Raw genomic sequence first — 13,413 nt, 5'->3', positions numbered from 1 at the left:
GCGCCGTGCCCCACACCTTACCCAGCGAGACCTCGATAAAAGCGACCTGTGGCGACAGGGATTTGCACACAGACGACTTGGGAGGTGTGTTGCTGTTGAGAGCCTCTTCGCAGGCAAGCCAGCTCCCACATTTGAATGTGTTTGCAATTCAAAAGGTGGGAGCCGGGCTTGCCCGCGATGGCTATCTCAGCTGCGCAACCATCACCGATAGTGCTTCTGCCCCCAGGCCAGGAACCCTTCCAGCAACTCTTTCAACACCACCCGAGTCGGCTCAGCGAGGTCGGCGCGATAGCGGAACGGCTCAAACTCTTCCATGTACGTGCACTGCCCCAACTCCAGCTGCACCGCGTGGATGTTCTCGGCCGGGTTGCCGTAGTGGCGGGTGATATGCCCGCCCTTGAAGCGCCCGTTGAGCACATGGCTGTACTGCGGGTGCCCGGCACAGATGGCTTCCAGTTGGCTGGCCAGTTGCGGGTCGCAGGCGGCGCCATTGAAGGTGCCGAGGTTGAAGTCCGGCAGCTTGCCTTCGAACAGGTGCGGGATCACCGAACGGATCGAGTGCGCGTCAAACAGCAACGCATAGCCGAACTCGGCCTTGAGCCGGGCCAGCTCGTTTTGCAGGGTGCGGTGATACGGCGTCCACACCTGCTCCAGGTACGTGGCACGCTCGGCCTTGGACGGTTCCAGGCCTTCACGGAACAGCGGCACCCCGTCGAACAGCGTTGCCGGGTACAGGCCGGTGGTGGCGCCGACGTACAGCGGCTTGTCGTCTGAAGGCCGGTTCAGGTCGATGACAAACCGCGAATACTCAGCCGCCAGGGTGCTGGCGCCCAGTTCTTCGGCAAAGTCATACAACGTGGGGATGTGCCAGTCAGTGTCCGGCAGGCTTTGCGCCTCGGGGATCAACCCGGCTTGCACCGCCAGCGTCAGGCGCAGGCCCGCGTGAGGCATGCTGATCAGCAGCGGTACGCGGCCTTGTTTGAAGCTCAGAACCTTATCCACGACGGGACTCCTTAAACAGTGACGTCCACGCCGTGGCGCACGACGCGTTTATCCAGCTCGCCGCCCAGCCAGTAGGCCAGGTCGGCAGGGCGATCAATCTGCCAGGCGACAAAGTCTGCAACCTTGCCCACTTCCAGCGAACCATGGCTGTCGCCCAGGCCCAGGGCGGTAGCCGCGTGCTGGGTGGCGCCGGCCAGGGCTTCTTCCGGGGTCATGCGGAACAGGGTGCAGGCCATGTTCAGCATCAGGCGCACCGACAACGCCGGCGAGGTGCCGGGGTTGAGGTCGCTGGCGATGGCGATCTTCACGCCGTGCTTGCGCAGGGCGTCCATCGGCGGCAGCTGGGTTTCCCGCAGGAAGTAGAACGCACCCGGCAACAGCACCGCGACGGTGCCGGAAGCAGCCATGGCGATAGCGTCTTCTTCGGTCATGAATTCCAGATGGTCCGCCGACAGCGCCTGGTACCGCGCCGCCAGGCTGGAGCCGTGCAGGGACGACAACTGTTCGGCGTGCAGTTTTACCGGCAAGCCAAGTTTTTGGGCGGCGATGAACACCCGCTCCACCTGCTCCGGCGAGAACGCCAGGTATTCACAGAACGCGTCGACCGCATCTACCAGGCCTTCCGCCGCCAGTGCCGGCAGCATCTCGGTGCAGATATGGTCGATATACGCGTCGGCTCGGTCCACGTACTCCGGCGGCAACGCGTGCGCCGCCAGGCAAGTGCTGCGCACGCTCACCGGCAGTTCGGCGCCGAGGCGCCGGATCACCCGCAGGATCTTGCGCTCGCTGGCCAGGTCCAGGCCGTACCCGGATTTGATCTCGACCGTGGTCACACCGTCGCGCAGCAAACTGCGCAGGCGCTTTCGGCTACTTTCAAACAACTCATCTTCGGTCCCCGCGCGTGTGGCGCGCACGGTGCTGGCAATACCGCCACCGGCCGCTGCGATCTCGGCGTAGCTCACGCCTTGCAGCCGCTGCTCGAACTCACCACTGCGATTGCCACCGAATACGGTGTGGGTGTGGCAGTCGATCAGTCCCGGCGTGACCCACGCACCTTGCAGATCACGGGTGGTTGCGTAGGTTGCGCTCGGCAGTTCGGCATGGGGGCCGATCCACTCGATGAGCGTGCCCGAGGTAACGATGGCGGCATCCTCGATGATCGAGTATTTGCCTTGGGCCATGGTTGCAACGTGGCAGTGTTGCCAAAGCGTTTTCATCAACGCCTCCGTTAGGTTATCGATGAGACAAAACCTTGCGGGAGCTGGCTTGCCTGCTCCCGCACTGGATCGGTGTCGCTATTACAGGCTCGGGAGCAACTTCGCCGGCACCAGCTCATTCAGGCAGCGCGTTGCCAACAACTCACTGGCCGCATTGATGTCGGGTGCGAAGAAACGGTCCTTCTCATAAAACGCCACTTTGCTGCGCAGGATCCCGCGAGCCTTTTCCAGCGCAGGCGAGGTTTTCAAACCATTGCGCAGGTCCAGGCCCTGGCACGCGGCCAACCATTCCACCGCCAGTACACCACGGGTGTTCTCGGCCATTTCCCACAGGCGTTTGCCCGCCGCCGGCGCCATCGATACGTGGTCTTCCTGGTTGGCCGATGTCGGCAGGCTGTCGACGCTATGGGGATGGGCCAGCGCCTTGTTCTCGCTGGCCAACGCCGCCGCGGTGACCTGGGCGATCATGAAGCCGGAGTTCACGCCGCCGTTAGCTACCAGGAAGGGCGGCAGTTGCGACATGTGCTTGTCCATCATCAACGAGATGCGACGCTCGCTCAGGGAGCCGATTTCCGCGATGGCCAACGCCATGTTGTCGGCGGCCATGGCCACCGGTTCTGCGTGGAAGTTGCCGCCGGAAATCACGTCACCTTCATCCGCAAACACCAACGGGTTATCCGACACGGCATTGGCTTCCACTACCAGCACTTCGGCTGCCTGGCGCAACTGTGTCAGGCAGGCGCCCATGACTTGCGGTTGGCAGCGCAAGGAGTACGGGTCCTGGACCTTGTCGCAGTTCTGGTGGGACAGCGACACTTCGCTGCTGTCACCCAACAGGGCGCGATACGCCGCCGCAGAATCGATCTGGCCACGCTGGCCACGGGCAGCATGAATACGTGCGTCGAACGGCGAGCGCGAACCCAGCACGGCTTCCACCGTCAGGGCACCACAGGCCAGGGCACCGGCGAACAAATCCTCGCCTTCGAACAGGCCGCGCAGCGCATAAGCGGTGGAAACCTGGGTGCCGTTGAGCAGCGCCAGACCTTCTTTGGCCGCCAGGGTCAGCGGCGTCAGGCCGGCGACTTTCAGTGCTTCGGTGGCTTCCAGCCATTCGCCTTTATAGCGCGCCTTGCCTTCACCCAGCAGCACCAGCGACATATGCGCCAATGGCGCCAGGTCGCCGGAGGCACCCACCGAACCTTTCAGCGGAATGTGCGGGTACACCTCGGCGTTGATCAGGGCGATCAGTGCGTCGATCACCTGCCGGCGAATCCCGGAAAAACCACGGCTCAGGCTGTTGACCTTAAGCACCATGACCAGCCGCACCAGCGCATCGCTGATGGGCTCACCGACGCCGGCGGCGTGGGACAGCACCAGGGAACGCTGGAGGTTTTCCAGGTCTTCACTGGCGATGCGGGTCGAGGCCAACAGGCCAAAACCGGTGTTGATACCGTAAGCGGTGCGGTTCTCGGCGAGAATCTGCTCCACGCAGGCGACACTGGCTTCGATCTGGTCAGATGCGCTGGCATCCAGGCTGAGGGTTACCGGCTGCTGGTAAATGGCCCGCAGTTGGGCAAGGCTCAGTTGGCCTGGAATCAGGTTTAGCGCAGTCACATTCATGCTCCTTGTGAATTGGGTTTCAGTGCAAATTCGGTAAGACACGGTTCAACAGATCGGGAGCTTTAAGCAGTGCGGCAGTGGCCGCGATGTCCGGCGCCAGCCAGCGGTCCTGGTCGTAGGCCGGCACATGTTCACGCAGCAGGCGCCAGGCGGAGTCGGTACCGGCACCGAAGCGCTGCTCCTGCAGGAACTCGAACGCCTGGGCCGCCAGCAGGTACTCAATGGCAAGAATTTGAGTGACGTTCTCCAGCACCGAATGCAGTTTCAGCGCAGCGTTGGTACCCATGCTCAGGTGATCTTCCTGAAGGCCCGAGGTGACAAAGTTGTCGAGCACCGCCGGTTGCGCCAACTGGCGGTTTTGCCCACACAGCGAAGCGGCGACGTACTGCACGATCATCATCCCGGAGTTGACCCCGGGGTTGCTCACCAGGAACGCCGGCAGGCCACTCACGTGCGGGTTGATCAGGCGGTCCAGGCGGCGCTCGGCGATGGAGCCGATCTCGGCCATGGCGATGGCCAGCATGTCAGCCGCCAGGGCCACGGACTGCCCGTGCGGGTTGGCCTGGGACACCACGCGGTAGCTGTCTGGCGTACCTAGCACCAGCGGGTTGTCGCTGGTGCCATTGAGTTCGGTTTCAATCTGGCGGGTGGCATGCTCCAGTTGATCACGGGCGGCGCCGTGCACCTGGGGAATCGAGCGGATGCTCAAGGCGTCCTGGGTGCGAATGCCTTTGCTGCTGGCGATCACTTGGCTGCCGTCCAGCAACGCCCGCAGGTTGATGCCCACTTGCTGCATGCCCGGGTGCGGCTTGAGGGCAATGATTTCTTCGTCGAAGGCATCGATCTGCCCGCGCTGGCCTTCGAAGCTCATGGCGCCGATCACATCGGCCCATTGCAGCAAGCGGTGCGCATCGGCCAGGGCCAGGCAGCTGAGGCCGGTCATGCACGGCGTGCCGTTGACCAGGCACAGGCCATCTTTTGCCCCCAGCACCACCGCCTGCAAACCTTCTTCGGCCAATGCCTGGTGCGCCGCGACGATGCGCCCCCGGTAGCTCACATTGCCAACACCGAGCAAGGCGATGCTGATGTGGGCCATGTGGGTCAAGTAACCCACCGAACCCTGGGACGGTACTTGCGGCGTGATACCGTGGTTGAGCAGCGCCAGCAGCGAGTGCACCACCTGCGGATGCAGGCCGGATTTACCGTGGCTGTAGTTGATGATCGCCGAGCAGATGATCGCGCGGGTCTGCTCATCGCTCAACGCCGGGCCGACGCCGCAGGCGTGACTGAGCAGGGTGTTGCGCGACAGCCGGCTGAGTTGCTCGCCCTTGAGCGACACGTTGCACAGCGCGCCGAGGCCGGTGTTGACCCCATAGGCGCGCTCGCCGCTGGTGACGATACGCTGGACGATCGCCTGGGCATTGTCGATACGCGCCCAGGCCTGGCCCGAGAGTTCGAGGACGGCGCCGTGGCGGGCCACGGCGACCACGTCCTGCCAGCGCATCGGGGCGTCGGCGATGATGATTTTTTCAGCCTGGGACATCATTGACCTCTTCATACACACTTTGAATGCCTTACCGCTTTGCCGGCCTCATCGCAGGCAAGCCAGCGCCCACATTTGATCGGGTTCACACAGTACGAATGTGGGAGCCGGGCTTGCCCGCGATAAGGCCAGGCGACTCTCCACACCTTCTGGATCAGACCACCGCCGCCCGGCGCTGAACGAACCGGTCCACATACTCATCCGCCGGCGAATGCAGGATCTCGCGTGGCGTGCCGACCTGAATCAGCTTGCCGTCCTTGAGGATCGCAATGCGGTTGCCGATGCGCACGGCCTCGTCGAGGTCGTGGGTGATGAAGACGATGGTCTTGTGCAGGGTCTTTTGCAGCTCAAGCAACTGGTCCTGCATCTCGGCGCGGATCAGCGGGTCGAGGGCGCTGAACGCTTCGTCCATCAGGATGATGTCGGTGTCGGCCGCCAGGGCGCGGGCCAGGCCCACCCGTTGGCGCATGCCGCCGGAGAGCTGGTGCGGGTATTTATTTTCGTAGCCCTTAAGGCCCACGGTTTCGATCCAGTGCAATGCGCGCTCGGCGCACACTTGCTTGGTTTCGCCGCGCACTTTCAGGCCGTAGGCGACGTTGTCCACCACGCTCTTGTGGGGCAGCAGGCCGAAGCTCTGGAACACCATGCTGATCTTGTGCCGACGGAATTGACGCAGGGCTTCCATGTCCAGTTGCAGGATGTCTTCGCCGTCCACCAGGATCGCGCCGCTGGTGGGGTCGATCAGGCGGTTGAAGTGGCGCACCAGGGTCGATTTTCCGGAACCCGACAGGCCCATGATCACGAAGATCTCCCCGGTGGCGATGCTCAGGGACAAGTCATTCACGCCCACCACGCAACCGGTGTCGGCCAGTACCTGGTCCTTGGTCTTGCCCTGGCCAATCAGCGCCAGTGCTTCCTTGGAACGGTTGCCGAAGATCTTGAATACGTTTTTGACTTCAATCTTGCTGACGGTAGTCATTTGCTCGCCTCATGCCGTGGACGACCATAGGCCTGGGTAATGCGGTCGATGACCACTGCGAGAATCACGATCGCCAGGCCGGCTTCAAGGCCACGCCCGACGTTAAGCGTCTGAATGCCAACGAGTACGTCTTCGCCCAGGCCACGGGCGCCGATCATCGAGGCGATGACCACCATCGACAGCGCCATCATGGTGGTCTGGTTGATCCCGGCCATGATGCTCGGCAGGGCCAGCGGCAGTTGCACGCCGAACAGTTGCTGCCAGCGGTTGGCACCGAAGGCGTTGATCGCTTCCATGACTTCGCCGTCTACCTGGCGGATGCCCAGGTCGGTCAGGCGAATCAGCGGCGGTGCGGCGTAGATCACCGTGGCGAAAATCGCCGGCACCTTGCCCAGCCCGAACAGCATCAGCACCGGGATCAGGTACACGAAGCTGGGCATGGTTTGCATGATGTCCAGCAGCGGCATCAGCACCGACCGCAGGCGATTGCTGCGGGCCGACAGAATTCCCAGGGGAATGCCGATCAGCACCGAGATCACCGTGGCCACCATCATCAGCGCCAGGGTTTGCATCAGCTTGTCCCACAGGCCAACGGCGCCCACCAGGAACAGCAAGCCAACGATCACCGCCGTGGTGACCACCTTGCGCGTGGCGTGCCAGGCGATGCCGCCGACAATCGCCAGCATCAACCACCAGGGCGCTGCGCGCAGCACACCTTCCAGGTTGACGATGGCCCACAACAGGGTGTCGGAGATGTGCCGGAACACGTCCCCGTAGTTGGTCACCAGCGAATCAACCCAACTGTTGACCCAATCGGCAATAGAAAACGTAAAACTCTCAGGAAACATATCGTGCTCTCGATCCAGTGGGTTGTGGCCGAGTGGCCGGCTAGCCCCTCAGGGTAGCCGGACACGCTTGACCTACAAGGCCGCGTCGATTTTCTTGGCTGCGTCGTCGCTCACCCATGCGTGCCAGACTTCAGGATGTTCCTTGAGGAAAATTTTCGCCAGTTTTGACGACTCAATTCGCTCCTTGGCCATGCGGCCCAGGTTCTGGTTCAGCAGGTCGATGGGCAGGTTGACCTTTTCCAGCACAGCCACCAGCTCCGGTGCTTGCTCGTGGAAGGTCTTGGACAGACCGACCTTGATGCTCACGCTTTTATCCACGCCGGGCTTTTCTTCGAGCTTGACCAGATCGACCTGGCCCATCAGCGGGGTTGGCGACCAGTAGTAGAACAGGATCGGCTCGCCACGCTTGTAGCTCGACAGCACCGCCGCATCCAGCGCCGGGCCAGTGCCTGGGCGGAAGTTGGTGTAGGTGCTTTCCAGGCCGTAGCTTTTGAGCATCTCGCTGTTGTCCAACTCACAGGTCCAGCCGGCCGGGCAGTTGTAGAAACGGCCCTTGGATGGCTCTTCCTGGTCCTTGAACACCGCGGAATACTTGGCCAGGTCGGCAATGGTTTTCAGGCCTGGCGCCTTGGGCTCCAGCTTGCGCTTGGCATCGCCTTCGATCACGTAGCGCGGCACGTACCAACCCTCGACAGCGCCCACGACCGGCGCACCGACACCGACGACTTTGCCGGCCTTCTCGGCCTTGTTCCAGACTTCGCTGCGGCCCACCCATTCTTCGGCAAACACCTGGATGTCGTTGCTGCTCAGGGCGTTCTCCATGGTGATGGAGTTGCCCGGCAGGCTGTCGGTTTTGCAGTCGTAGCCTTTTTCCAGCACGGTTTGCAGGATGTCGGTGAGCAACATGCCGCTTTCCCAGTTCAGCCCGGCAAATTTCACCGGTTTGCCGGATTCGCACCAACCGGCCGCCTGGGCGCCAGCAGAAGCCAGCAAACCTGTAGAGAACAACGTGGCCAGCAGGGTTTTATTCATTTTCATTGTTGTGACGCTCCCAATCTTGAAATGGATTACGGCAGTCAGTAGGCATCCTGCCCTGTCCACGTCCCATCAGGCCTGTGCAACCAGCCCGTTTGTCGTTGGTGCAGCGCCCTGCTCTACCGGCAGGATCAGTCGTTCAGGTATCGCGCTGTGCCACTTTTTGGCGGCCCAGTAGTAAAGCGCAGCCGGCACCACCAGCCCGATAATCCAGGAGATATCGGTGTCGCCCAGGCTCGCAACCAGTGGCCCGGTGTAGAAATGCGTGGAGATGAACGGCATCTGAATCAGCACGCCAAACACGTAGATGCTGATGCCCATCAGATTCCAGCGACCGTAGCGTCCGTCGGGATTGGACAACGCCGGGATGTCGTAGCGCTCTTTGGTGATGCAGTAGAAATCCACCAGGTTGATCGCGCTCCAAGGCGTGAAAAACGCCAGCAGGAACAGGATGAACGCGGAGAAATCCTTGAGGAACGAGTCCTTGCCCAGCAAGGCCAGCGCGGCGGCAATCGACACCATCACGAAGATGTACAGCAGCCGCGTACCACTGCCGATGTGCCGGCTGCCACGAAAGCCACTGATGATCGTCGCGATCGACATGAAACTGCCGTAGGCATTGAGGGTGGTCACGGTGACCTTACCGAAGGCGATGCTGAAATACAGCAGCGCCGCGACGATCCCGGTGCCACCCAGGCCGACGATAAACGACACTTCGTGGTGAGCGAATTGCGAACCGGCCAGGGCCGCCGCAAACACACCAAACACCATCGACGCCTGCGCGCCGATCACCGAGCCCAGGCCCACGGCCCAGAAGGTTTTCGACGCCGAGGTGCTGCGCGGCAGATAACGCGAGTAGTCCGCTACATAGGGACCAAACGCAATCTGCCAGGACGCCGACAGGGAAATTGCCAGCAGGAAACTGCTCAGGGAAAAGTGCTTGTTGCCCAGCAACGCTCCGACGTCGTTACCGGCCAGCAGCTTGTAGAACAGGTAGATGAACGCAACCACCCCAAGCACGCTGGCAACCCGGCCAATGCCGTGGATGACGCGGTAACCGAAGATCGTAAACAGCATGATCAGCCCGGCAAACAGCACGATGCCGACCCAGTCTTCAACGTGGAGCAACTGCGCCACCGCTTGCCCTGCGAGCAGCGAACCACTGGCGGAGAAACCGATATACATCAGGCACACCAGCACCAGCGGGATCACCGCGCCATACACGCCAAACTGCACGCGGCTGGAAATCATCTGCGGCAAGCCCAGTTGCGGCCCCTGCGCAGCATGCAGCGCCATGACGCCGCCGCCCAGCAGTTGACCGATCAACAAACCGATCAACGACCAGAACACATCACCGCCCAGCACCACGGCCAGGGCCCCGGTGACAATCGCGGTGATCTGCAAATTGGCACCCAACCACAGGGTGAACTGACTTAACAGACGGCCGTGTCTTTCCGCTTCCGGGATGTAGTCGATCGAACGCTTTTCGATCAACGGGGTGGTGCTTGCACGAGCGTCTTTTACAGCCATTTATGTTCAACCTCTAATGGATTGTTTGTATGCGGATTGCTCTACTGTGGGAGCTGGCTTGCCTGCGATGGCATCACCTCGGTCTTACTGGAAAACCGAGTCGTCTGCATCGCGGGCAAGCCCGGCTCCCACAGGACCGAGCCAGTCTTTACTTGATCATCGGAAGATTGAGCCCCTGTTCCTTGGCGCAGTCGATGGCGATCTGGTAGCCCGCATCGGCATGACGCATCACGCCAGTGGCCGGGTCGTTGTGCAATACGCGGGCGATACGCTCGGCTGCTTCGTCGGTACCGTCGCAGACAATCACCATGCCGGAATGCTGGGAGAAGCCCATGCCCACGCCACCGCCGTGGTGCAGCGAGACCCAGGTCGCGCCGCTGGCGGTGTTGAGCAAGGCGTTGAGCAGTGGCCAGTCGGACACGGCGTCGGAACCGTCCTGCATCGATTCGGTTTCACGGTTGGGGCTGGCGACCGAGCCGGAGTCCAGGTGGTCGCGGCCGATCACAACCGGTGCCGACAGCTCGCCGCTGCGCACCATTTCGTTGAACGCCAGGCCCAACTTGGCACGCTGGCCCAGGCCAACCCAGCAGATACGCGCCGGCAGGCCCTGGAAGCTGATGCGCTCGCGGGCCATGTCCAGCCAGTTATGCAAGTGGGCGTCGTCCGGGATCAGCTCTTTGACTTTGGCGTCGGTCTTGTAGATGTCTTGCGGGTCGCCCGACAGCGCCGCCCACCGGAACGGGCCGATGCCACGGCAGAACAGCGGGCGGATGTACGCGGGTACGAAACCCGGAAAGTCGAAGGCGTTTTCTACGCCCTCTTCTTGCGCCATCTGGCGGATGTTGTTGCCGTAGTCGAAGGTCGGCACGCCCATTTTCTGGAAGTCCAACATCGCTTGGACGTGCACGGCCATGGATTGCTTGGCGGCCTTGATCACTTGCGCCGGTTCGGTCTTGGCGCGGGCGCGGTATTCGTCCCAGGTCCAGCCGGCGGGCAGGTAGCCGTTAAGCGGGTCGTGGGCGCTGGTCTGGTCGGTGACCATGTCGGGGCGCACGCCACGCTTGACCAGTTCCGGGAGGATTTCAGCCGCGTTGCCCAGCAGCGCGATGGAGATCGCCTGGCCAGCCTTGGTGTATTTGTCGATGCGCGCCAGGGCGTCGTCAAGGTCGGTGGCTTGCTCGTCGACGTAGCGGCTGCTCAGGCGGAAGTCGATGCTGACCTGCTGGCATTCGATGTTCAGCGAGCAGGCACCGGCCAGGGTCGCGGCCAGTGGCTGTGCGCCGCCCATGCCGCCCAGGCCGGCGGTCAGCACCCAACGGCCCTTGAGGTCATCGTTGTAGTGCTGGCGGCCGGCTTCGACGAAGGTTTCGTAGGTGCCCTGCACGATGCCCTGGCTGCCGATGTAGATCCAGCTGCCGGCGGTCATCTGGCCGTACATGGCCAGGCCTTTGGCGTCGAGTTCGTTGAAGTGTTCCCAACTGGCCCAGTGCGGCACCAGGTTGGAGTTGGCGATCAGCACGCGCGGGGCGTTGCTGTGGGTCTTGAACACGCCGACGGGTTTGCCGGATTGCACCAGCAGGGTTTCGTCGTCATTGAGGTTGGTCAGGCTTTCGACGATCTGGTCGTAGCATTCCCAGTTGCGCGCGGCCCGGCCGATGCCGCCGTACACCACCAGCTCTTTCGGGTTTTCGGCAACCTGTGGGTCGAGGTTGTTCATCAGCATGCGCAGCGGCGCTTCAGTCAGCCAGCTTTTGGCGGTCAGCGTATTGCCGCGTGCGGCACGGATTTCAACGTCACGGTACTTGGTAGGCTTGGTCACAAAAAATTCCTCAACGATCAATGCGCGAACATGATTGGTGCGAAGAGGATGTCCATGGACTCTTACGCACACATCTTTACTTGTACATACAAGCATATGCAATCAAGCGGCCAACTTGCTGGGTGAGCCGTTGAGATTTTTTGAGGAGGTGCGTGAAAGCCTTGAAAATTAAGGCTTGAGGGCTGGGGGAAATTTTTTGCAGGGGAGTTTTTTGGAACGCAAGATTGTTCACGACAGCGAGGCGTTGCGCCAAGCTGGGGCGTTCGGTAACAAATTGGTGCGGGGGCTGGAAACAGTATCCATGAGCACCACAGAAACAACTGTGGGAGCTGGCTTGCCTGCGATCGCAATGTGTCAGTCAGCACCTGTGATACTGATACGCCGCTATCGCAGGCAAGCCAGCTCCCACAGTTTTTAACCGCGTGCGGTCAGTTCGATAATGCAACTGCGGCCGCTGACAGCGATGTCCAGCAAGCCAGTGTTACCGTCCACTTGCAGGCAATCATGGTGCCCCAGCTTCTGGTCCAGCACCTTCACTTCGTCCGCCACGCTGAACACCAGCACCGTCTGCGCCGTGGTGAAAAACCGCTGCTCACCGTCTATCCATTGAAAACGCACCTGGTAGCGCTCGGGCGAATAGATCAGGTTGAAATCGCGAATCGGCCCGGTGATCAAACGGCATGAAACCTCGCTTTCACCGCAGAACGCGAATGGCTGCAACGGCAACAACCCGCGCTGTTCCTCACCATCCACGGTCAGGACCATGCCCGCGCCCTTGATCACGGTGATCACACGCTGATAACCGGCGAAGGTCGAAAACCCGCCCGACTCGGCGATGTCTGCTATCGACAGGCGCCAGCCGAAACCGTCCATGCCAGTGCCTGCGTCACGGGTAATTTCTTCGGTGCTGCCGCCGCCGTTTTTCCACGGCATGCTCACGTAATCGGCGGCGCGCCAGACTGTCATCGAACTCATTTACTGAAACGTCCTTCCAGGCTATGACGGGAACCGGGGTGGATCAACCGCGCCGCCGTGACCGGCTGGCGGCCAGACCAGGTGCGGCGGCGAATCAGCAGGCACGGCTCGCTGGTTTCGATTTGCAGCAACTTGCATTCATCGGCGTCGGCCAGGATCGCCTCCACCACGTGCTCGCCTTCGGTCAGCGGTGCCACTTGGTTGAGGTAGGCATAGGGCGTTTGCTGGGTGAAGTCCTGCTGCAGGTATTCCGGGGCTACCAGGGCGTTGACGAAGCGGTCTTCGATTTGCACCGGGATGTCGTTTTCGTAGTGCACGATCAGCGAGTGGAACACCCGCCCGCCCTCGCGCATTTCGAGGGCAACGGCGCGCTCGGAACCGGCGGCTTCTTCGCCGAGGGTAATGACTTTGCACGTATGGCGATGACCGCGGGAGGCGATCTCATCGGCAATGTTGTGCACTTCAAACAGGGCCGACTGGCTCTTGGGCTCGGCGACGAACGTGCCCACGCCTTGCATGCGTACCAGCAGGCCTTCGGCGGTCAACTCACGCAGGGCGCGATTGATGGTCATGCGGCTGAAGCCGAGTTGGTTGACCAGTTCGCTTTCTGACGGCACGCGGTAATGAGGCGGCCAGTTGCCGTTGAGAATCTGCTGGCTGATCATTTGTTTGACACGGGCATACAAGGGCGCCGGACTTTCGTCCATGTGGGCAGCCAGTGAAGACTTGGCGGGCGGAGTCGGCACAGGAAATCCTTGCAGGTGAAAAAGAAGCATAGCTTGCCGGAGTTTACCGAGCAGGCAAACGTCTGTATATGTATATACAAATAAACACACGACCGGGGT

11 protein-coding genes are annotated in these 13,413 nt (G+C 61.6%); all 11 read right to left on the bottom strand.

Annotated elements, in window-relative coordinates:
• Positions 1-201 precede the first annotated feature (201 nt).
• Positions 202-1,002, bottom strand: coding sequence for an N-formylglutamate deformylase (gene hutG, locus RGV33_RS01805; protein WP_322142866.1), 801 nt, complete (start codon positions 1,000-1,002; stop codon positions 202-204).
• Positions 1,003-1,013: 11 nt separating this feature from the next.
• Entirely contained in the window at positions 1,014-2,219 is a 1,206-nt protein-coding gene (gene hutI, locus RGV33_RS01800) for an imidazolonepropionase (RefSeq protein ID WP_322142865.1), read from the bottom strand.
• 81 nt (positions 2,220-2,300) lie between these two features.
• The gene (hutH, locus tag RGV33_RS01795; RefSeq protein ID WP_322142864.1) at positions 2,301-3,839 is read right to left on the bottom strand and encodes a histidine ammonia-lyase; all 1,539 of its coding nucleotides are present in this window, start codon (positions 3,837-3,839) and stop codon (positions 2,301-2,303) included.
• Between the two features lie 19 nt (positions 3,840-3,858).
• Positions 3,859-5,382, bottom strand: coding sequence for a histidine ammonia-lyase (locus RGV33_RS01790; protein WP_322142863.1), 1,524 nt, complete (start codon positions 5,380-5,382; stop codon positions 3,859-3,861).
• A 154-nt stretch (positions 5,383-5,536) separates the two neighbouring features.
• Positions 5,537-6,361 carry a glycine betaine/L-proline ABC transporter ATP-binding protein gene (locus RGV33_RS01785; RefSeq protein WP_322142862.1) on the bottom strand — a complete coding sequence of 275 codons (825 nt, stop codon included), beginning with the start codon at positions 6,359-6,361 and terminating at the stop codon, positions 5,537-5,539.
• Positions 6,358-7,209, bottom strand: a complete 852-nt coding sequence (locus tag RGV33_RS01780) for an ABC transporter permease (protein ID WP_017478193.1) — start codon at positions 7,207-7,209, stop codon at positions 6,358-6,360. The genes RGV33_RS01785 and RGV33_RS01780 overlap by 4 nt, the downstream gene beginning before the upstream one ends.
• A gap of 72 nt (positions 7,210-7,281) precedes the next feature.
• Complete coding sequence (locus tag RGV33_RS01775) at positions 7,282-8,247, bottom strand: ABC transporter substrate-binding protein (RefSeq protein ID WP_322142861.1); 966 nt, start codon at positions 8,245-8,247, stop codon at positions 7,282-7,284.
• Positions 8,248-8,316: 69 nt separating this feature from the next.
• Entirely contained in the window at positions 8,317-9,774 is a 1,458-nt protein-coding gene (locus RGV33_RS01770) for a cytosine permease (protein ID WP_322142860.1), read from the bottom strand.
• Positions 9,775-9,922: 148 nt separating this feature from the next.
• Positions 9,923-11,593, bottom strand: coding sequence for a urocanate hydratase (gene hutU, locus RGV33_RS01765; protein WP_322142859.1), 1,671 nt, complete (start codon positions 11,591-11,593; stop codon positions 9,923-9,925).
• Between the two features lie 414 nt (positions 11,594-12,007).
• The gene (locus RGV33_RS01760) at positions 12,008-12,568 is read right to left on the bottom strand and encodes a HutD family protein (RefSeq protein ID WP_322142858.1); all 561 of its coding nucleotides are present in this window, start codon (positions 12,566-12,568) and stop codon (positions 12,008-12,010) included.
• A complete protein-coding gene (gene hutC / locus RGV33_RS01755) occupies positions 12,565-13,275 on the bottom strand; it encodes a histidine utilization repressor (protein WP_003217980.1) in 711 nt (236 codons plus the stop codon). The genes RGV33_RS01760 and hutC overlap by 4 nt, the downstream gene beginning before the upstream one ends.
• Between the last annotated feature and the right edge of the window lie 138 nt (positions 13,276-13,413).

Origin of the sequence: Pseudomonas sp. Bout1 (assembly GCF_034314165.1) — a bacterium.
Lineage (GTDB): Bacteria > Pseudomonadota > Gammaproteobacteria > Pseudomonadales > Pseudomonadaceae > Aquipseudomonas.
This window is presented reverse-complemented; position numbering and strand designations above follow the sequence as displayed.